17 protein-coding genes are annotated in these 19,645 nt (G+C 60.8%); 9 read left to right on the forward strand and 8 right to left on the reverse strand.

What is annotated here, in order from left to right; genetic code table 11:
- Nucleotides 1–8: 8 nt before the first annotated feature.
- The 3 genes from FGL86_RS10975 to FGL86_RS10985 are packed head-to-tail and all read right to left on the reverse strand — an operon-like array spanning nt 9 to nt 2,840.
- Nucleotides 9–1,229, reverse strand: coding sequence for an MFS transporter (locus tag FGL86_RS10975; RefSeq protein ID WP_147184598.1), 1,221 nt, complete (start codon nt 1,227–1,229; stop codon nt 9–11).
- Nucleotides 1,230–1,241: 12 nt separating this feature from the next.
- The gene (locus FGL86_RS10980; RefSeq protein WP_147184599.1) at nt 1,242–1,598 is read right to left on the reverse strand and encodes a 4a-hydroxytetrahydrobiopterin dehydratase; all 357 of its coding nucleotides are present in this window, start codon (nt 1,596–1,598) and stop codon (nt 1,242–1,244) included.
- Between the two features lie 54 nt (nt 1,599–1,652).
- The gene (locus tag FGL86_RS10985; protein ID WP_147184600.1) at nt 1,653–2,840 is read right to left on the reverse strand and encodes an acetyl-CoA C-acyltransferase; all 1,188 of its coding nucleotides are present in this window, start codon (nt 2,838–2,840) and stop codon (nt 1,653–1,655) included.
- A 295-nt stretch (nt 2,841–3,135) separates the two neighbouring features.
- Between FGL86_RS10985 and FGL86_RS10990 the strand changes: the two genes are divergently transcribed.
- Both FGL86_RS10990 and FGL86_RS10995 read left to right on the forward strand, forming a co-directional pair.
- Entirely contained in the window at nt 3,136–4,806 is a 1,671-nt protein-coding gene (locus tag FGL86_RS10990; RefSeq protein ID WP_147184601.1) for an AMP-binding protein, read from the forward strand.
- 1 nt (nt 4,807) lies between these two features.
- Nucleotides 4,808–5,566: an SDR family NAD(P)-dependent oxidoreductase gene (locus FGL86_RS10995; RefSeq protein WP_147184602.1), complete on the forward strand. Its 759-nt coding sequence runs from the start codon at nt 4,808–4,810 to the stop codon at nt 5,564–5,566.
- 69 nt (nt 5,567–5,635) lie between these two features.
- Here FGL86_RS10995 and FGL86_RS18405 read toward each other — a convergent pair whose 3' ends face one another.
- On the reverse strand, nt 5,636–7,681 hold the full coding sequence (locus FGL86_RS18405; RefSeq protein WP_147184603.1) for an AraC family ligand binding domain-containing protein: 2,046 nt from the start codon (nt 7,679–7,681) through the stop codon (nt 5,636–5,638).
- A 161-nt stretch (nt 7,682–7,842) separates the two neighbouring features.
- Between FGL86_RS18405 and FGL86_RS11005 the strand changes: the two genes are divergently transcribed.
- Nucleotides 7,843–9,648: an acyl-CoA dehydrogenase C-terminal domain-containing protein gene (locus FGL86_RS11005; RefSeq protein WP_147184604.1), complete on the forward strand. Its 1,806-nt coding sequence runs from the start codon at nt 7,843–7,845 to the stop codon at nt 9,646–9,648.
- Between the two features lie 150 nt (nt 9,649–9,798).
- Nucleotides 9,799–10,422: a cell wall hydrolase gene (locus tag FGL86_RS11010; protein WP_147184605.1), complete on the forward strand. Its 624-nt coding sequence runs from the start codon at nt 9,799–9,801 to the stop codon at nt 10,420–10,422.
- A 56-nt stretch (nt 10,423–10,478) separates the two neighbouring features.
- Here the strand turns inward: FGL86_RS11010 and FGL86_RS11015 are convergent, their stop codons facing one another.
- The 3 genes from FGL86_RS11015 to FGL86_RS11025 form a co-directional block, all read right to left on the reverse strand.
- Nucleotides 10,479–11,270 carry a tellurite resistance TerB family protein gene (locus FGL86_RS11015; protein ID WP_147184606.1) on the reverse strand — a complete coding sequence of 264 codons (792 nt, stop codon included), beginning with the start codon at nt 11,268–11,270 and terminating at the stop codon, nt 10,479–10,481.
- Nucleotides 11,271–11,336: 66 nt separating this feature from the next.
- Nucleotides 11,337–11,936, reverse strand: a complete 600-nt coding sequence (cobO, locus tag FGL86_RS11020; protein WP_147184607.1) for a cob(I)yrinic acid a,c-diamide adenosyltransferase — start codon at nt 11,934–11,936, stop codon at nt 11,337–11,339.
- Nucleotides 11,937–11,989: 53 nt separating this feature from the next.
- Nucleotides 11,990–13,189 carry a PQQ-dependent sugar dehydrogenase gene (locus FGL86_RS11025; protein WP_147184608.1) on the reverse strand — a complete coding sequence of 400 codons (1,200 nt, stop codon included), beginning with the start codon at nt 13,187–13,189 and terminating at the stop codon, nt 11,990–11,992.
- Nucleotides 13,190–13,278: 89 nt separating this feature from the next.
- Between FGL86_RS11025 and FGL86_RS11030 the strand changes: the two genes are divergently transcribed.
- The 5 genes from FGL86_RS11030 (at nt 13,279) to fdhD (ending at nt 19,390) form a co-directional block, all read left to right on the forward strand.
- Entirely contained in the window at nt 13,279–14,217 is a 939-nt protein-coding gene (locus FGL86_RS11030; RefSeq protein WP_147184609.1) for a DUF808 domain-containing protein, read from the forward strand.
- Nucleotides 14,218–14,285: 68 nt separating this feature from the next.
- Nucleotides 14,286–14,954, forward strand: coding sequence for a phosphoribosyltransferase (locus FGL86_RS11035; protein WP_147184610.1), 669 nt, complete (start codon nt 14,286–14,288; stop codon nt 14,952–14,954).
- A gap of 142 nt (nt 14,955–15,096) precedes the next feature.
- The gene (gene fdhF / locus FGL86_RS11040) at nt 15,097–18,063 is read left to right on the forward strand and encodes a formate dehydrogenase subunit alpha (RefSeq protein ID WP_147184611.1); all 2,967 of its coding nucleotides are present in this window, start codon (nt 15,097–15,099) and stop codon (nt 18,061–18,063) included.
- Nucleotides 18,063–18,545: a helical membrane plugin domain-containing protein gene (locus tag FGL86_RS11045; RefSeq protein WP_147184612.1), complete on the forward strand. Its 483-nt coding sequence runs from the start codon at nt 18,063–18,065 to the stop codon at nt 18,543–18,545. Before fdhF ends, FGL86_RS11045 begins: the two co-directional genes overlap by 1 nt.
- Nucleotides 18,542–19,390, forward strand: coding sequence for a formate dehydrogenase accessory sulfurtransferase FdhD (gene fdhD, locus FGL86_RS11050; protein ID WP_147184613.1), 849 nt, complete (start codon nt 18,542–18,544; stop codon nt 19,388–19,390). The genes FGL86_RS11045 and fdhD overlap by 4 nt, the downstream gene beginning before the upstream one ends.
- Here the strand turns inward: fdhD and FGL86_RS11055 are convergent.
- Complete coding sequence (locus FGL86_RS11055) at nt 19,356–19,619, reverse strand: cytochrome C oxidase subunit IV family protein (protein WP_147184614.1); 264 nt, start codon at nt 19,617–19,619, stop codon at nt 19,356–19,358. The two genes, fdhD and FGL86_RS11055, sit on opposite strands and share 35 nt — an antisense overlap.
- Nucleotides 19,620–19,645: the final 26 nt, after the last annotated feature.

Here is a 19,645-nt window from a genome sequence, read left to right on the forward strand (position 1 = left end):
GGCTACGTTCAGGGTTGCTCTGTAACGAAGCGGGTTTTCTCATTGCTTTTCTTCGATTTGCTCAAGGCCCAGAGCCCCAGGCTCGGGCCAGGCAGCAGCCACCATAGAACCCAAAGCTCCTGAGTCGACCAGAGCCAGGTAGTCAGCGCGATGGCGGGAATGGTCAAGGCGAAGCCAATGGCGTTCATTACCGCAAGCGTCGAGCCGATTCGGACCTGGGGAGCCGTGGTTGCCGCCAGAGCGGAAAACTGCGGGGAATCTGCGATTACCGTCATTCCCCAGAGACCCAGCAGCAGTAACAGGAGTATCGGCGATAGCCAGGAAACCAGCGGATAGACCAGACAGATCAGCCCCGAGGCGGTCAACGCCCCCCTTGCTACCCGCAGGCTGCCCAGGCGACGACTCAAGACGCCGCCGATCACGCAGCCCGCCAGCCCCAGGGCGATGATCGCAAAGGAAAGCCAGGCAATCAGGTGTGGGGAGAATTCCAGGCGTTGAACCTCTCGGGCCACCAGAAAGGGTGTCAGCGTCCAGAGGGCGTAAAGCTCCCAGCAGTGGCCAAAATAGCCTGAGGCTACCGCCCGGAAGTTCCGTTTCTTGAGCGCGGCAAGGCCGTCCAGCAGACGTGTTCGACCAGCGGGAGGCGGTAAGTGCGGGCCATCGCCCAAGGCAAGTATCAGCGCTCCTCCGGCCAGCGCCAGCAGCGAGGCACCCAGTAGTGGCCACTCCCAGGCCATGCCCTGGGTCGATCCGCGCAGCAGATGCGGGAGAGCGGTGCCCAGGGTCAACATGCCTACCAGCCAGGCCAGCGCCGCCCCGGTATGACGGGGCGTCCAGCCGATCACCAGCTTCATTCCCAGGGGATAGATGCCCGCTAGACAAAGTCCCGTGGCGAAACGCAGGGCGAGACTCGCGGCAGGCAGTTCGGCCACCAGCACGAAGCCGGCATTGGCAAGCGCCCCGGCCAGGGCAGAGACGGTAAAGATACGGCTGGCCCGAAAACGGTCCGCCAGGCCGGTGAACGCCATCGTCAAGGTGCCAAGAATAAAGCCCGCTTGTACGCTCAGCGTCAGCCGCCCCAGGTCTACCTCGGTCAGGCCCAGGTCTCGGGACAGCGCAAGTCCTACTCCGTTGACACTAAACCAGAGCGAGGTGCCGAAGAGCTGAGCAATGACGATGACCGCCAGGGGATGGCGTTCGACGAGCGAGCGTTCAAGGAAGAGTCGCATCGATTCGGAGCGCTATTTAGCCGCCTCGTCGGTCCTGGCCGCCTCATCGGTTTTAGCCGCCATCACGAAATCGTTCTTGTGCAGGCCCTTGATGGCGTGAGTCCACCAGATCACTGTGACCTTGCCCCATTCCGTGAGCAGGGCAGGATGATGACCGGCTTCCTCGGCGAGTTCCCCGACCCGATTGGTGAAGGCCAGGGCCTGCTTGAAATTCTTGAAGGTGAAGACGCGCTCCAGCCGTCGGATACTCTCGCGCTCGAGGATCTCCCAACTGGGCAGCTCGCGCCGATAGTCCTCGATTTCGGCCTGACTTGCCGGTTCCGCGTCCGCGCGACACGCCTCGCAGTGTTGCTTCGATAGATTGCCCATGACGGCCTCCTGGCCATGGTCCGAGTGTTCGAACCATGGCCCCTGATTAACCGGCTAGTCGATCAACTCGATGGCCACCGCCGTAGCTTCGCCGCCGCCGATGCACAGGCTCGCGATGCCGCGCTTGCCGCCCTTGACCTTTAGCGCATTGATCAAGGTGGCGATGATCCGCGAGCCGGTGGAGCCGATGGGATGGCCCTGGGCGCAGGCACCGCCGAAGACGTTGACCTTGTCGTGGGGAATGTCCAGCCCGTCCATGGCCAGCAGGGTAACCACGGCAAAGGCCTCGTTGATCTCGAAAAGGTCCACGTCACCGACTCGCCAGTCGAGTTTTTTCAGCAGCTTGTCGATAGCGCCCACCGGGGCGATGGTGAATTCGCTGGGGTGCTGGGAATGGGTGCTATGGCCGAGCACGCGGGCAACGGGCTTGGCACCGTGCTTGTCCGCGGCGGCGCGGCTGGCCAGGATCAGCGCCGAGGCGCCGTCGGAGATAGAACTGGCGTTGGCGGCGGTGATGGTGCCGTCCTTGGCGAAGGCCGGACGCAGGTCGCGAATCTTGTCGAGTCGGGCCTGGAAGGGCTGTTCGTCATGCTCGACGACGGTTTCGCCCTTACGGCTCTGCACCGCCACCGGTACCATTTCTCCTTTCAAATGACCGTTCTCGTGAGCCGCCATGGCCCGTTCCAGGGAGGCGATGGCAAAGTCGTCCATGCGCTCTCGGGAATAGCCGCGCTCATCGGCGACGGACTGGGCGAAACTGCCCATCAGCTTGCCGGTTTCCGCGTCTTCCAGGCCGTCGAAGAACATGTGGTCCTTCAATTCTCCATGCCCCAGGCGATAGCCGCCCCGGGCCTTGGTCAGCAGATGCGGCGCCTGGGACATGGATTCCATACCCCCGGCCAGCACCACTTCGCTGCTGCCGGCGCGAATGATGTCGTGGGCCAGCATGGCGGCCTTCATACCGGAACCGCACAGCTTGTTGATGGTGGTGGCGCCGATGCCGTCATCGATGCCGGCCTTTCTCATGGCCTGGCGGGCCGGGCCCTGCTTGACCCCGGCGGGCAGCACGCAGCCGAGAATGCCTTCGTCGATGGCGTTGGCGTCGATATTGGCTCGCTCGATGGCGGCACGAATGGCGGTGGCGGCCAGTTCCGGCGCGGGCACGCTTGAAAGGCTGCCTTGCAGGCCACCCATGGGGGTGCGGGTCGCGGATAAAATGACCACTTCGGTATCGTTGGACATGGAAGATTCCTCACTGACAGACATGAAAAGCCAGGGCTAGGTGGCTTCGAGATTGAAGAATAGGACGTTACCGTGCAAAAAACGCTTTGCTTTGCGTTGATTGCCAGCATAGCTGGCATAACCTGCTCAAGGCGCTATCGACCATGGTCTAGCGGCCTTTGTCGATCGGCCTTATTGCAGAACACCTTGATTCCCCCTAGCGTACCTGATTAAACGTAGCACATAATTTCAAGTTTAATTTGACGTTTACGTAAACTGTGTTTCAAGACTATCGCTCATTCATCGGGAGGCAACAATGACAACATCGCCACAGGACTATCGGGGTTATTTGGACACCTTCGATATAGAAACCGTTTATGCGCGGCTGGACGATGCCGCGGACGGCTATCTCAATGCCTTTGAAGCTTGCTGCAGACGCCATGTACGCGCCGACCGGGGAGAGCGAGTCGCCCTGGTGCATGAAGCGCCGGATGGCAGCGTCAGGGAGTTGAGCTATCGAGAACTCGCCGAACAGAGCGCTCGGTTGGCGGGCTATTTCAAGGCGCAAGGGCTCAAGGAGGGAGATCGTATCGCCGGCATGCTGCCGCGTACGCCGGAGCTGCTGATTACCGTGCTGGCCAGCTGGCGCATGGGCGCGGTCTATCAACCGCTGTTTACCGCTTTCGGGCCGGATGCCCTGGAGTATCGCCTGAGTCGCGCGAGCACTCGTCTGATCGTCATCGACTCTGCCAATCGCCACAAGTTCGACGATCTCGTCGACTGTCCGCCAATCCTGTTGGTTCAGAAACCCGACGCAAGCGCTGATAAGACCCATCCCCAAGACGCGAACTGGCAGGATGCCATCGGTGCGAAGCCATTTGAAGAAGCGCCGCCGCGTCAACGGCGAGACGCGCCTTTCCTGCAGATGTTTACCTCCGGCACCGTGGGCAAGCCCAAGGGAGTGGCGGTACCGCTTTCCGCCCTGCCGGCCTTCGCGCTCTATATGGAGCTGGCTATCGATCTGCGAGACGAGGACCGCTTCTGGAACATGGCGGATCCGGGCTGGGCCTACGGGCTTTATTACGCCATCACCGGGCCGCTTTCACTCGGCGCGACCACCTATTTCTGCGAGGCGCCCTTTGATGCCCCGGGAGCGCTGGACTTCCTCAAGCGCCACCGCATCACCAATTTTGCCGGCGCGCCGACCGCCTATCGGGTGATGAAAGCCTCCGGACTTTTCGACGACGCGGCGGGCACCCTGGCGCTGCGGGTGGCCAGTTCCGCCGGGGAGCCCCTCAACACGGAAGTGGTCAACTGGGTGGACAAGGCGCTGGGCTGCACGGTGATGGACCATTACGGCCAGACGGAAACCGGGATGACCTGCTGCAACCATCATGCGCTGGAACATCCCAAGCATGTCGGCGCCATGGGCTTGCCGCTGCCGGGCTATCGGCTGGCGATCCTGGACGCGGCCTATCGAGAACTGCCTGCCGGGGAACCCGGCGTGCTGGCGGTGGACGTGGCTCGTTCGCCGAGCTTCTTCTTTCCCGGCTATACCTGGCAGGAGAAGGACCCCTTCATGGAAGGCTATTATCTGACGGGAGACGTGGTGATTCAGAACGAGGACGGCACTTACCAGTTCGCCGGGCGGGACGACGATATCATCACCACCTCCGGCTATCGGGTCGGTCCCACGGACGTGGAAAATACCGTGCTGACCCATCCGGCGGTGGCGGAATCCGCCGCGGTGGGGCGCCCGGACGAACTGCGTGGCGAGGTCATCGTCGCCTACGTCGTGCTACGCTCGGGTCATACACCTAGTGAATCCCTGGCGGAAGAGATTCGTCAGCGGGTGCGGGAACGCCTTTCCGCCCACGCCTATCCTAGAGTTGTTGAATTCGTCACGGAACTGCCCAAGACGCCCAGCGGCAAGATCCAACGCTTCAAGCTGCGCGCCGAGGCCGTCGCGGCGACAACCGGAGAATGATATGCAAGTAAAAGACAAGACCTTTCTGATTACCGGCGCCGCCTCCGGCCTGGGCGCGGCCACCGCGCAACGGCTGGTGGCGCAGGGCGCCCGAGTGGTGCTGTTCGACCTGAGCGAGCAGATCAATGAGCTGGCGGAAAAACTCGGAGGCGCCGTCAGCGCCTGCCGCGGCGACGTGACTCGCGGCGAGGATGTGCAGACCGCGGTGGATCAGGCAACAGAGCAGGGCGGCCTGCACGGCGTGGTGCACTGCGCCGGGGTGGTCAGCGTCGCCAAGTTGCTCGACCGGGAAGGTCAGCCGGCGGATCTGGAGGCCTTCGCTCGCACCGTCAATATCAACCTGGTGGGTACCTTCAACGTGGCGCGACTGGCGGCGGCGGCCATGGCCAAAAACGACCCGGAAGAAGACGGCGAGCGCGGCGTGATCGTCACCACCGCTTCCGTGGCGGCCTTCGATGGCCAGGTGGGGCAGGCGGCGTACAGCGCCTCCAAGGCAGGGGTGGCGGGCATGGTGCTGCCGCTGGCTCGAGAGCTTTCCCGCCAAGGCATTCGCGTGATGGCCATTGCCCCAGGCGTCTTCGAGACCCCGATGATGAGCGGCATTCCGGAGAAAGCCGCTGCGGAGCTATCCGCCTCGGTGCCGTTTCCTAAACGCCTGGGCAAGCCCGCGGAATTCGCCCAGCTTGCGGAACAGATCATCACCAACGTGATGCTCAACGGCGAGGTCATCCGCCTGGATGGCGGTATTCGCATGCAGTGAACCCAGGGTATTGAGACAGGTATGAAAAAGGCGAGGTTTCTAATAAAACCTCGCCCCTTTATTTTTCATCTATTTTTTATTTATTCCTAGTTTTTTCAATCTAATGGGTGCATAGAGCAATGCCAAGATTAGAAACAGACCCAAATAACCGATTGTCGAATAGACTTTTGCGACCAGATCGGTGAATCCGACAAAGCTCGCAATAAATCCTACTGCCAATGTGACAATTGAAGCGAAAAAGAACTTTCTGGTTCCTGGCTCAAAGAAGCGGGCTACAAACCCGTAAAACATTCCTAGCCCTGTGTTGAAGATCATTCCAAAGAGGATAACCGACATGATAACACCCAGGATGGGAGATATCTCATTGACAAGTGATAATAACGGTAGATCGTAAGCTGCAACGACATCGACTCGAGAGAAGATGGCAAAGTGAGCAAGCATGATCAGTACACCAATACCCAGACCACCTACCAGGCCTCCCAAGGCTGCAGTACGTTCGTCTTTCTCCGCGCCGCCCATTACAATCGCCATGCCTGCTCCTACCGCGATATTGAACGATGCATAATTGACGCCCGAGATAAACCAATTTGGAAAGCTTTTCTCCTGCTCCATTGCAATCGGATTTAACTCATTAAAGCTCATATCCATTGTCAATATACTATAGATGGCAATTCCTACAATTGAAGCTAATAGAAACGGTGTTATGCTTCCGATGATGGCGATTACTTTTTCTACCTTTAACATCATTGCCAATATCACAAATATGGCCAAAAGCAAGCTGCCGACAAATACTGGAAGACCGAACTGCTGGTTTAGCGACGAGCCAGCGCCTGCGACCATCACGACTCCAACCCCGAACAATGTAAATACCAGGATTACATCAACAATAAATCCTAGATAAAGTCCGCTGATGGTGTAGATGGTTTTTTTATGTGACAGCGATTTCAAGCGACTTCCAATTTTAGTCAGGCTCATGCCCAGAAACGCGAATAAAATCGTCGATACCACGGCTGCGGCGGTACCCATATAACCAAAGCTGGTAAAGTACTGTAGTATCTCCTGCCCCGAGGCAAATCCAGCACCAACGATTACACCTATAAAGGCACATCCGATCCTTATTATTTTAAACATAAATTTCTCCTTTATATTATTTAAATTATCCCTGGAATATTCATGAGGCAGGCCTGAAAAAAAGATAGCGGATGGTGTTCCTTTTGAGAAATCAGTGCGTTCCATCAAGAACCTGATTCCAGAGCACCATCCGCCAAGAATGGAAGCGTATCTCCTTGGATTCCGTCTTGCAACGAATCCCTCCGCGTCGAGCTTGGCGGCCATCGCGTCAACAGCGATGCCTTGTTGCTGCGCAAAACCCGCCTCCAGCGCCACCTCGGCGATGGCGTGACCGCGCCGGAGTCGGGACTGGCAATACTGCACGCGGCGGTTGATCAGATAGGCATGAGGCGTCATGCCATGGCGGCGTTTGAAGGCACGAATCAGATGAGACGGTGATATTTCCGCGGCGTCGGCGATCATCTCGAGAGTCAAGGCATGGGTGCAGTGCTCGGAAATAAAGTCCGCGGCGCGGCGGACCTTGCGGTTTTCCCGCCAGGAAACGATTGGAGCTGGACCTATCCTCTGCTGCAGCGTCGAGAAAAAGCCGATAGCGGCACTGTGCCTGTGCAACTCATCGCTGTCGTGATCGATAAGCGTTGCATAAAGATGATTCAAGCCGTGATAGAGCAATGGATCCCGGCTAGCCACCGTCGAGAAGGGCTGAAACTCAAGACGGCTGCTGGCTCCCAGGTCCTGCTGCAGATCACCGAGCCAGACAGCATCCACATAGAACATGCGATATGACCAGCGCTCGCTACCGATGGGATTGCAGGCGTGGACTTCTTCGGGATTCATTATCACCACCGACCCCTTCGAAACCTCCTGTCGGGTGTTTCCATTCACATAGACGCTACACCCGGCGGTGATGGTACCGATGGAAAAGGTCCTGTGAGCGTGCTTGTCATAACACACCCGGCGTCCGTCCTCCACGCCACGCGCCTCCAGAAAAGGCAGCCTGTCATCCCGCCAGAAGCGAATATCCGCTGTGTTCGAGTCTTTCACTGCACGTTCCTTGTCAAATCAATGACAATCAGCATAGCGCCAGCGCACAGGGTCAGCGAATTCAAACGAGCGCTTGACTGCTCTGAAACGGGTGGTTATTTTCAAACGAACGTTTGAAAATGTGTTCAACGCTTTTGCCACCGCTTTCTGGAGACATGGCCATGCCTCGATATCAAGCACCTCTGCGCGACCTGCGCTTCGTGATGGACGAACTGCTGGGTTATCCGACCCACTATGCCGGGCTCGAGGGCGGCGAGGATGCCACGCCGGACCTGGTCAACGCGGTGCTCGAGGAAGGCGCGCGTTTCGCTCAGGAAGTACTGCTGCCGCTGAATCAATCCGGGGACCAAGAGGGGTGTCGTCTGGAAGACGGCGAGGTGCGAACGCCGATCGGTTTCAAGGAGGCCTACGCCCAGTTCGTGGAAGGGGGCTGGCCGGGTTTGGCCGCCTCGCCGGAATACGGCGGTCAGGGACTGCCGCTTTCCCTGGGCATGGTGCTATCGGAAATGATCTGCTCTGCCAACCTGGCCTGGGGCATGTATCCCGGGCTTTCCCACGGGGTGGCGGACGCGCTGCGCCAGCACGGCAGCGAGGCGCAGAAGGCCACCTATCTGCCCAAGCTCGTTGAGGGCGTCTGGACCGGCACCATGTGCCTGACGGAGCCGCATTGCGGCACCGACCTGGGACTGATCAAGACCCGGGCGGTATCTAACGACGACGATAGCTATACGCTGAACGGCACCAAGATATTTATCTCCGCAGGCGAGCACGATCTGGCGGAAAATATCGTCCATCTGGTGCTCGCCAAGCTGCCGGACGCGCCGCAGGGTTCCAAGGGCATTTCCCTGTTTCTGGTTCCCAAATATTTGCCGGATGCCCAGGACAACCCCGGCGAGCGCAACGGCGTCAGCTGTGGCGCCCTGGAGCACAAGATGGGCATTCACGGCAATGCCACCTGCGTGCTCAACTTCGATAACGCCAAGGGCTTTCTGGTGGGGCCACCCCACAAGGGCCTGGCCTGCATGTTCACCATGATGAACGAGGCGCGCATCGGCGTCGGTATCCAGGGGCTGGGGCTGATGGAAGCGAGCTTCCAGAATGCTCTGACTTATGCCCGGGATCGTCTGCAGATGAGGGCGCTGTCCGGCCCAAAAGCGCCGGACAAGCCCGCAGACCCGATCATCGTGCACCCGGACGTGCGGCGCATGCTGCTAACGCAGAAGGCGTTCGCCGAAGGCGGCCGCATGCTGGTGCTGCATGCGGCCCAGTTGGTGGATATCGTCGAGGCGGGCCAGGATGCGGCGGCCGGGGAACGGGCGGAAAACCTGCTGGGCCTGTTGACTCCCATCGTCAAGGCATTCCTGACGGAGGTCGGTTTCGAGGTCACCAACGAGGGCGTTCAGATATTCGGCGGCCACGGCTATATTCAGGAATGGGGCATGGAGCAGCTGGTGCGGGATGCCCGTATCACCCGGCTCTACGAGGGTACCACCGGCGTGCAGGCGCTGGATCTGCTCGGCCGCAAGGTGCTGATGAGCCAAGGCGAAAGCCTCAAGGTCTTCACCAAGGAGATTCACAAGTTCTGTCAGGCGGAGGAAACCAACGCCGAACTTCAGGAATTCATCGTGCCTTTGGCCAGGCTCAATCGTGAGTGGGGCGAACTGACCATGAGCATCGGCATGCAGGCCATGCAGGACCGGGAAGAGGTCGGCGCCGCAAGCCTTGATTATCTGATGTATTCCGGCTACGTGACCTTGGCCTATTTCTGGGCAAGAGCCGCCAAACGGGCCAGCGAGTCTCTGGGCGGGTCGGAAGAGGCCTTCTATCAGGGCAAGCTGGCTACTGCCCGTTTCTATTACCAGCGCCTGCTGCCGCGTACTCAGGCCCATGCGGCCATGATCAAGGCTGGCGCCAGGCCTTTGATGGGGCTGGCGGCAGAGGATTTCGGCCTGGGCTTCGAGGTCTGATCGGCGTTCGATTCCTTACCTCAAGCGTTTGGTTTGCGGCGATCCTGGATCGCCGCTTTCTGTTGGTTGCGCTCCGGAACAGGCTATAGTGGAGCCTTGAATGGAATGCCGACGAACAAGCGCAGAGAGAGTTTATCGAGGAGGTTGTTCATGAAGCAGCGAACAAGAATACGCTGGCTTGTGGCGCTGTTACTCGTGGTGCCGTTACTTGCAAGCCAGGCGTTGGCCGTCGATCAGGAAAAGAGAGCAGAAGTTGCCAAAAAGAAGGCGGAAGTGCTGGAGCAGAGCATCGTCGCCGAAGGAGGTGACGTCAGCCCCGATCCATCGATGACCATCACCAAGCCGGGTATTCAGGCGGTGGATCCGGCCGGCAAGGCGCCCTTGGATAACGCCATCACCTGCATGGCGCGAAGCCTCTACTGGGAAACCAAGGGACAGAACGCCGCCACCATGGAAGCGGTCGCCAATGTAATGATGAATCGGCTGAGCAGCGATGAATTCCCCGATACGATATGTGAGGTTGTCAAACAGGGCGGCGAGCAGGGCGCCTGCCAGTTTTCCTGGTGGTGCGACGGACGAGCGGACGAGGTGAAGGAAGAAGATAGCTACCTGATCGTCAAGGAAGTCACCCGCAAGGCGCTCAATCAGCAGCTCGAGGATCGAACCGACGGCGCCTTGTTCTTTCATCAGCGGTCGATATCTCCCCGCTGGGCTTCAGCGTTTCTAAGAACCGCCGAGGTCGGCAAGCTTCTGTTTTACAAGCCTCAGGATTAGATGATTTTAGTGGAACTCGAGGTACTAGCCGGCACCCTCCGGATGCCGGCCTGACATTAGGCCTGCTCGCTGGCATGCACCTGATGCTCCAGTTCCTTGATCATCTTCGGCTCGAGTTTGAGCGCTTCCGCCAGCTGGTCCAACCAGGCACGCTCCATGGGATTCTGCTCGTCGATCATTGCCACGCTGACCAGATAGATCTCCCGGGCCGCTTGCGGTGAGTCCGCCTGGCGGGCCAGCGCCTGGGCGTCGAGCGGTGCCTTGAACTGCTCTTCCACCCAGGCCTGTAGTTCGTCATCCGCGCCCATGGATTCGATATGCTCGGCGAGCTGGGCGCGTTCCGCGTCGTCGATATGGCCGTCCGCCCGGGCCGCCATGATCATCGCCTGCAGGATTTCCAGGCTGCGCTGTTCCTTGGCCTGGTCGCTGTCGAGTTGCTCCAGGGGGCGGCCTTCCGAAGAAGGAGCAGCCTGCTGGTTTTCTTCAAGCGATACATCGGACTGCTTGGCGGGAGAGGGCTGGTCCGCCTGATAGTTCTGCCAGGCCTTCCAGGCCAGCATGCCGACCCCGGCGATGGCGCCATACTTGATGGCCTTGCCGCCCATGCTGCGGCCGCGCTTGGATCCCATCAGCATGCCCAACGTGCCGCCGCCCAGCAGGCTCTTGACATCGAAACCGCTGCCGCCGCTTTTGCTTGCGTCACCGCTTTTACTTCCCCCCAGCTGCGACGCCAGGCCCTGCAGCAATTGCTGCGGATCGAAGCCGCTACTGCCGCCGCTCTTTTGGCTACCGGACTGCACGCCTCCCGCCTGCTTCATCAGCTGCTCGAGAATTCCCTTGGCATTCATGGTGTTGCTCCTTGGCTGGATAACCATTCCGAAAAATAAAGTGGTCGAATTCAGTGTAGCTTCGTTTCAGTAATCGATGCCGCGGCGCGCCTGCAGACCCGCATTGAAACCGTGCTTGGTTTCCTGCATCTCGGTGACCGTATCCGCCATGGCCACCAGATCGCGATGGGCGTTGCGCCCGGTAACGATGACCGTCTGCTCGGGGGGGCGATTTTTCAGCGCCCGCTTGACGGTATCGATATCCAGATAGCCGAACTTGAGCATGTAGGTGATCTCGTCGAGCACTACCAGGTAGACCGATTCGTCCGCCAGCATGCGCTCCGCTTCCCGCCAGACTTCCTGACAGGCCCGGGTGTCGCTCTCCCGGTTCTGGGTGTCCCAGGTGAAGCCGGTGGCCATGATCGCGACCTGCAGGTTCTCGTCATCGATCAGGCGCTCCCGCTCGCCGCATTCCCAGAGCCCTTTGATGAACTGCACCACGCCGACGCGATAACCGTAGCCCAGGGCACGAGTCACGGTGCCCCAGGCTGCGGTGGTCTTGCCCTTGCCGTTGCCGGTGAAGACCAGCAGCTGGCCGCGCTGCTCCTTGGCCTGGGCGACCTTTTCATCCACGTGGCGTTTCAGCTTCTGCATGGATGTCTTGTGGCGCGCGTCGCGCTCGCTCATAAAGGCTCCTTTCGAATAAAGCGTTCATCATAAGCGCCGGCACCGATGGCAAGCTAATTTGATTCGAACCTTAGCCGATACAGCCCGGTATCGCCGCTGTCGGAGGTGAAGTACAGCGCGCCGTCCGGGCCGATAGCGACGCCCACCGGGCGGGCCCAGCGCTCTCCCCGGTCGTTCTGAAAACCGCTGACGAGTTCGATGAAGTCGCCTTTGTCCGGGCTTTCAAGACGGATACCCACCAGGCGCGGCTCGCGCTTCGAGCCGGGATCGCCATAGGCGCTACCCTGAGGGCGGGTTGCCCAGCTGCCGTGCACCGCCGCCACGCCGTCCACGGATAGCCCAAGCGAAGGCGGCAACAGGCGGGCGTTCGGCGCAAGAAACGTCAGATCCATGGGCGCGCTGCGGGCGGGCAGGGTAGCTACCGGCTCGGAAGCGTCGCTTGCCGGCCGAGGCGGCTCCGCGGAGATGCAGTCGTCCCGTTGGAATTCCCCGTCCACCCACTGAAACCAGGGCATGCCGTGAAAGCTGCCCCGCTGGGTACGCACCAGAACTTCGCGAGGCTCCTCGAAGCCCCAGTGATCCGGGCCGTTGTTGATGGCGTACAGATCCCCTTCGTGCCAGGCAAGACCGATCGGGTTGCGCAGTCCCGTGGCGTAAGGCTGCCAAGAATTCGAGTCGCCTTCTTCGTTCAACACCATCACGCCGCCCCTGCGATCGGCAAAGTCGTAGCTCTCATCAATGTACTGATCCGAACAGTTGCCCTGAATGCCCAGGGACAGATAAAGCCGCTCATCCGGCCCCACCGTCAGGGTGCGGGAGCTATGCCCGCCACCGCCGGGAACCGGCGCGACTTCCTGGAAATCCTTGGTGCTCAGGGAGGCGCCGGTTTGATAGGGAGCGCTCAACAGCGCGTTCGTGGTGGCCACGAACAGCCGCTCGCCGCGTCGGATGACGCTGTGGGGATAGCCGCCGATCTCCGCCAGCACTTGTGGTTCGGTATAGGGCGGCGTGAGCCGATAGACGGTACCGGCATTGCTGCCGATGAACATCTCGTCGTCGGCGCCGATGCTGATCAGTCGGGGCTCGGAAAGATCCGCCAGCTTTTCGATGGTGGCGCCGGCGGGCGCCATCAGGGTCTGGTCGGCGCCCTGAACCCGCACGGGTTCAAGATCGAGGGAGCTTCCTTGCGCCAGGGCGACGGCGGGAGCGCCGAGCAGGCAGCAAAGGCTGGGAAAGCGTTGAAGGAACGACATGACACGAACTCCCTGATGACGCGAAATGGGTTGTCGAGTTTGAACTCACTCGACATAGTGTAGACATCTCCCGCAAGAGGAAAGATTCGATGGCCGGCGCCAGCTTGCTTACTCTGATAGACGATATTGCCACTCTGCTCGACGACGTTTCCGTGCTGACCAAGGTGGCGGCGAAGAAAACCGCCGGAGTGCTGGGGGACGATCTTGCTCTGAACGCCCAGCAGGTCACCGGGGTCAAGGCGTCCCGAGAGCTGCCGGTGGTCTGGGCGGTGGCCAAGGGGTCCTTTCTCAACAAATGCTTCCTGGTGCCTGGGGCGCTTTTGATCAGCGCCTTCATTCCTTGGGCGGTCACCTTGCTGCTGATACTGGGCGGCGCCTTTCTGTGTTTCGAGGGCGCCGAGAAACTGGCCCACAAGTTCCTGCACGGCAAGGAGGACGAGAAGGAACATGCCGAAAAGGTCAAGGCGCTGGCGGATCCAGGCGTGGATCCGGTGGCCCTTGAGAAGAGAAAGATCAAGGGGGCGATACGCACGGATTTCATCCTGTCCGCGGAAATCATCGCCATTACGCTGGGAACCGTGGCCGCCGCGCCGTTGCTGCAGCAGGTGGTAGTGCTCAGCCTGGTAGCCATTGTGGTAACCGTCGGCGTCTACGGACTGGTGGCAGGCATCGTCAAGCTGGATGATCTGGGGCTTTACCTGAACCAGAAAAGCGGCGCTTTCGTCCAGACAGTAGGCAGGGGTTTGTTGGTTGCCACCCCTTATCTGATGAGGGGACTGTCGATTTTCGGCACCATCGCCATGTTTCTGGTGGGCGGCGGCATCCTGACCCACGGTATTCCGGTCATCGATCACTCCATGGAAGAGTTCGTCGAATACATGGTGGAGCTGCCCGGCGCGGATGCCATTTTCCAATCCCTGGGCTCGATGCTGTTCAACCTGACGGTAGGCTTGATCGCCGGTGCGCTGCTGCTGCTGATCGTTGAAGGATTTCAGTCCCTGCGACACAAGACATCCTCCGGTGATTGAGCCCTGGCCAAGCCTTGAGGCGTTGACGACACTGAAGAAAGGACACCGGAAAACACAAGGAGGAGAAAATGTCGGAACTGCCGTTCTCCGATCGCCGCGAGGCGGGTCAGGCGCTGGCGAAGCGCCTGAAGGATCATGCCAACCGCGATTCCTTGGTACTGGGACTGCCCCGGGGAGGCGTGCCGGTGGCGGCGGAGGTCGCCCGGGCGCTGAATGCTTCCTTGGATGTAATGGTGGTACGCAAGCTCGGCGTGCCTGGCCATGAAGAGTTCGCCATGGGCGCCATTGCCAGCGGCGACGTGACGGTGCTGGACGAGCCGCTGATTCGCCGCCTGGGTATCACCGAGAAGCGTTTGCAGGAGGTAATCGACAAGGAGCGCCGCGAACTCGCCCGTCGGGAGCGGTCCTATCGCGGCGAGCGACCTTACCCCCAATTCCAGGGGCGTCAGGTGATCCTGGTGGACGACGGCATCGCCACCGGCTCCACCATGCGCGCCGCCATTCAGGCGGTAAGGCGTCTGGGAGTCGAGTCATGCATTCTGGCGGTGCCGGTGGCCCCGCCGGATACCCTGAACGCGCTCGCCGCCGACGTGGATGAGGTGATTTGCGTGGAAGCCCCCGAGGACTTTCGCGCGGTAGGCCGGTGGTATCTGGATTTTGGCCAGACCAGCGACGAGGAAGTCAGGCAGTGTCTGGCCGAATGGTTCGAGTCGGATGATGGTCTCGGCGCCTCATGAGTGCAAAGAGTTTCCAGTGTGGACTCACTATTCCTGGCCATCTTGTCGAAACTTTCCGCGCCGTCTAGGCTCAATGAAAACACAAGGACGTAAGCCATGCTGAAGGTGTTGGCATGGGGATTCCATCACAGGAAGTGTTGCCATGTCTCAGCCCCAATGCACCCTCAAGGTGGATGGACGGTCGTTGAGCGGCCCCATCGACACGCCGCTCATCGAATTCCTGGCCGCCCATGATATCGACCTGCCGCATATCTGCTATCAGCCCACCCTGGGCGCCATTCAGACCTGCGACGTCTGCTGGGTCCAGGTCAACGGCGAGCTCGTTCGCGGATGCAGCGTGACCAGCCGGGAAGGTCTTGAGGTGAAGCTGGAGGAAACCACGGCCCGCCAGGCCCGGCGTGAGGGAGCGGATCGTATCGTGGCGCGCCACGAGCTCTACTGCTCCGTCTGCGACAACAACAACGGCGATTGCAAGGTGCATAACGTCGTGGCGCGGATGAGAATCCCCTATCAGCGCTACCCCTATCGCCAGAAACCCTACAACGTCGACGAGAGCCATCCTTTCTATCAGTACGATCCGGACCAGTGCATTCTCTGCGGGCGCTGCGTCGAGGCCTGCCAGAACGTGCAGGTCACCGAAACGTTATCCATCGACTGGCAGCGAGAAGACCCGCGGGTGCTGTGGGACGGGGCCGAAACCGCCAATGAATCCAGCTGCGTTTCCTGCGGCCACTGCGTCACGGTCTGCCCCTGCAACGCCTTGATGGAAAAGAGCATGCTGGGGGAGGCGGGGCCGCTGACCGGCATGCCGGCGACACTCAAGCGCCCGGCCATCGATCTGATCAAGGGCATCGAGCCGACGGTGGGCTTCAGGCCGATCTTCGCGCTGTCGGAAATGGACGAGGCCTGGCGTCAGCCGGAACTGAAGAAGACCAAGACCGTCTGTACCTACTGCGGGGTCGGCTGCGCCTTCGACATGTGGACCCGGGGGCGCAGGATTCTCAAGGTGCAGCCGGTGGAAGAGGCGCCGGTCAACGGCATCTCCACCTGCATCAAGGGCAAGTTCGGCTGGGATTTCGTCAATTCGCAAGATCGTCTGACCACACCTCTGATTCGCGACAACGGCCGTTTTCGCGAGGCGAGCTGGGACGAGGCCTATGCCTTGATCGCCGAGCGCTTCAAGTCGATTCGCGCGGCGCACGGCCCGGATGCGCTGGCCTTCGTCGCCTCCAGCAAGTGCACCAACGAAGAATCCTACCTGATGCAGAAGCTGGCCCGGGGGGTGATCGGCACCAACAACATCGACAACTGCTCCCGCTATTGCCAGTCGCCGGCGACCAAGGGCCTGTGGCGCACCATGGGCTATGGCGGCGACGGCGGTTCGATCAGCGATCTCGAAAGCGCCGAATTGCTGCTGTTCATCGGCTCCAACACCGCCGAGAGTCATCCGGTGCTCGCCACCCGGCTCAAGCAGGCGCAGAAGCATCGCGGTCAGACGCATATCGTCTTCGATCTGCGCCGTCACGAGATGGCGGAGCGGGCGGACCGCTTCCTTCGGCCCAGGCCGGGCACGGATCTGGTCTGGCTGAGCGCCCTGTCCCGATACATTCTGGACAACGGTCTGGAAGACAAGGCGTTTCTCGAACAGCGGGTCAACCACCTGGCGGAATATCGCCAGAGCCTGGCGCCTTTCACCCTGGATTACGCAGAAGAGATCACCGGCATTCCCGCTCGGACGCTGGAAGAGGTGGCGCTGCAAGTCGCAAAGGCAAGCACCCTTTGCGCGATCTGGGCCATGGGTGTCACCCAGCACGTCGCCGGCTCGGATACTTCCACCGCCATCGCCAACCTGCTGCTGGTAACCGGCAACGCCAGGCGCAAGGGGTGCGGCGCCTATCCCATGCGCGGACACAACAACGTGCAGGGCTGCAGCGATTTCGGCTCCATGTCCAAGCGCCTGCCGGGCTATGAGTTCGTCAGTGACGACGCCGCTCGCGCCCGTTACGAAAAGGCCTGGGGAGTGACGCTATCCACCAATAGCGGCTACAACAACCATACCATGATCGATGCCATTCACGAAGGGAAGCTCAAGTCGCTGTACGTGATGGGCGAAGAGATGGCCATCGTCGATGCCAATGCCCTGCACGTGCAGGCGGCCTTCGACAAGCTCGATTTCATGGTGGTGCAGGACATCTTCTTCTCGCGCACCTGCGAACAGGCGGATGTGGTGCTGCCCGCCGCTCCCAGCGTCGAGAAGGAAGGTACCTTCGTCAATACCGAGCGACGTTTCCAGCGGCTTTATCAGGTGCTGGAACCCCTGGGCGACAGCAAGCCGGACTGGCTGATCCAGACCGAGCTCGCCCGCGCCTTGGGGGCGGACTGGTCCTATCGTCATCCCGGCGAGATCATGGACGAGGCAGCGTCGCTAGCACCCATGTTCGCCGGCGTGACCTATGAACGCCTGGAAGGCTACCGGTCGCTGCAGTGGCCGATCGCCGCAGACGGTACCGATACCCCCCATCTCTATCTCGACGGCTTCGCCTTTCCGGACGGCAAGGCGCGGCTCAATGCCCTCGAGTATACGCCGCCCACGGACCAGACCGACGGCGAGTATGACCTGCACGTCAACAACGGCCGCCTGCTGGAAACCTTCCATGAGGGCAACCTGACCCATCGCAGCGCGGGCATCCGCAGTCAGGTGCCGACCAGCTTCGTCGAGGTCTCCCCGGAACTCGCCGAGCAGCGAGGCATCAAGAGCGGCAGCCGTGTGAGGCTGACCTCGCGTCGGGGCACCATCGAGCTGCCGGCCCTGGTGACCGATCGCGTCGCGGGAAACGAGCTTTACGTCACGGAAAACGCCGTGGGCAACGATCATGCGATCAATGTCCTGACCTCCAACGAGGCGGACAAGGACAGCAGTACCCCGGCTTTCAAGGAAATCGCGGTGAAGATGGAGATACTCGAGATCGAAGGAGAAGCGCCGCTGCCCCGGCACAATTACCGCTTCTGGAAGTCCAGCTCCCAGGATGGAGTTCGCACCGAACAGAAATGGCAGCGCGACGACTACGTGCAACCACCGCGGCCCGCGCGCAATCCGGAGAAATTCTGATGGCCAAGGCGATACGACACGAGGTGACCCCGCTCGGCGAAACGGATGCGACTCGCGAGGAGCTCGATCGCTTGCTGGACAACCTGCAGGACGCCGGAATACTGCGCCTGCTCAATGATTTCCTCGAGGCGTCGCCCCAGGTGACGAAGCTTCTGCTCGACGGCCTCAACCGAGAGGAAAGCCGTAACGCCATGCAGAATCTCATGCTGCTGCTCATGGGCCTGGGCCGCGTTCCGCCGGAGCGTTTCGCTCAGTTCACCGATGCGCTGGGCGACGGCACGAAAGCGTTTCGCCAAGGGCAGCAGCAGGAGGAGCGCAAGGCGCCGGGTATCATCGGCGCCTACAAGCTGCTGCATGACGACGCCCTGTGGCAACGCCTGTACCCGCTGCTGGACGCCATGAGAGGCATGGCCGATGCCTTCGATCAGCCCGCGAAAAAGCCTGCGGCCAAGCGTCACGAAAGCGAGGAGAAAACCTCATGACAAGCCTTTCCCAAGGAGAGGGCCGCATCGGCGGCGCGCTGGTCGACATCCTCGCGCATGAGAACGATGGGGTCATGTCCCGGGACGATCAGGTAGCGGTGGAGGAGGCCCTGGAAATACGCCTGGCGGGGGTCGAGCCGGTGATCACCATGCGTACCCCGGGCAACGATCGGGAACTGGCCGCCGGCCTGATGTTGAGCGAAGGCGTGGTGCGCCATCCTCGGGATTTCCAGACGCTCTGTACGCTGGTGGATCAGCCGGATGTGATTCAGATTCAGCTGCGCCGGCCAAGTGGCGAGAAGACCGCGCTGCTCGAGCGCTCGTCCCTGTCCACCAGCGCCTGCGGCGTATGCGGCAAGAAAAAGCTCAATCTGGAGTCGATGCAAGGCCTGCCGCCGCTTTCCCCGGGGCCCTGGATGACCCGAGAACAGCTCGGTTCCCTGGCGGCGCGCATGCAGGAGCACCAGGCGCTGTTCGCCTGTACCGGCGGACTGCACGGCGCGGCGCTGTTCGACGCCCGGGGCGAGATGCTGGCGATTCGCGAGGACGTGGGGCGCCATAACGCCCTGGACAAGCTGCTCGGCTGGGCGCTCTTGAACGATCGGCTGCCCCTCGACGATCATGCGGTCATGCTCAGCGGGCGGGTCAGTTTCGAACTGATGCAGAAATGCATCATGGCCCGGGTGCCGCTGGTCTGCGCCGTCTCCGCGCCGAGCAGCTACGCGGTACGTCTGGCGCGGGAGTTCGGTGTCACCCTGGTGGGGTTTCTGCGGGCGTCGCGCTTCAACGTTTATGCCCAGGCGCAGCGCATCAGCGATGCAGATAATCCATCAGGGTCAGGGTGATCAGAAAGGCCAGCCAGAGCACGGCGCCGGTGGCGTAGACCCGGGTCAGGCCGCGGCTGTTCCTGAGATCCATGAACAGGATGATGATCAGCAGGATCATGCATAGCGCGCAGACCCCGACTGCCACCAGGCTCCAGGGCAGCGATAGAAGCACGACGCTGGTGACGGAGATTGCCAGCAATACCAGCAGGCAGATCCAGGTAAGAAAAAGAACGGCGACGGCACCCATGGACGACTCCCTGTTTCTCCAGCTAT

This window comes from Pistricoccus aurantiacus, from assembly GCF_007954585.1.
In the GTDB taxonomy this organism is placed as follows: Bacteria; Pseudomonadota; Gammaproteobacteria; order Pseudomonadales; family Halomonadaceae; genus Pistricoccus; species Pistricoccus aurantiacus.

Coding starts and splice junctions, on each gene's coding strand:
- FGL86_RS11035 (WP_147184610.1), top strand. CDS start 14,286: ATGTCGGAACTGCCGTTCTCCGATCGCCGCGAGGCGGGTCAGGCGCTG.
- FGL86_RS10990 (WP_147184601.1), top strand. CDS start 3,136: ATGACAACATCGCCACAGGACTATCGGGGTTATTTGGACACCTTCGAT.
- FGL86_RS10995 (WP_147184602.1), top strand. CDS start 4,808: ATGCAAGTAAAAGACAAGACCTTTCTGATTACCGGCGCCGCCTCCGGC.
- FGL86_RS11015 (WP_147184606.1), bottom strand. CDS start 11,270: ATGAATGCCAAGGGAATTCTCGAGCAGCTGATGAAGCAGGCGGGAGGC.
- FGL86_RS11055 (WP_147184614.1), bottom strand. CDS start 19,619: ATGGGTGCCGTCGCCGTTCTTTTTCTTACCTGGATCTGCCTGCTGGTA.
- FGL86_RS11025 (WP_147184608.1), bottom strand. CDS start 13,189: ATGTCGTTCCTTCAACGCTTTCCCAGCCTTTGCTGCCTGCTCGGCGCT.
- FGL86_RS10980 (WP_147184599.1), bottom strand. CDS start 1,598: ATGGGCAATCTATCGAAGCAACACTGCGAGGCGTGTCGCGCGGACGCG.
- fdhD (WP_147184613.1), top strand. CDS start 18,542: ATGACAAGCCTTTCCCAAGGAGAGGGCCGCATCGGCGGCGCGCTGGTC.
- FGL86_RS11010 (WP_147184605.1), top strand. CDS start 9,799: ATGAAGCAGCGAACAAGAATACGCTGGCTTGTGGCGCTGTTACTCGTG.
- FGL86_RS11030 (WP_147184609.1), top strand. CDS start 13,279: ATGGCCGGCGCCAGCTTGCTTACTCTGATAGACGATATTGCCACTCTG.
- FGL86_RS11045 (WP_147184612.1), top strand. CDS start 18,063: ATGGCCAAGGCGATACGACACGAGGTGACCCCGCTCGGCGAAACGGAT.
- cobO (WP_147184607.1), bottom strand. CDS start 11,936: ATGAGCGAGCGCGACGCGCGCCACAAGACATCCATGCAGAAGCTGAAA.
- FGL86_RS11005 (WP_147184604.1), top strand. CDS start 7,843: ATGCCTCGATATCAAGCACCTCTGCGCGACCTGCGCTTCGTGATGGAC.
- fdhF (WP_147184611.1), top strand. CDS start 15,097: ATGTCTCAGCCCCAATGCACCCTCAAGGTGGATGGACGGTCGTTGAGC.
- FGL86_RS10985 (WP_147184600.1), bottom strand. CDS start 2,840: ATGTCCAACGATACCGAAGTGGTCATTTTATCCGCGACCCGCACCCCC.
- FGL86_RS10975 (WP_147184598.1), bottom strand. CDS start 1,229: ATGCGACTCTTCCTTGAACGCTCGCTCGTCGAACGCCATCCCCTGGCG.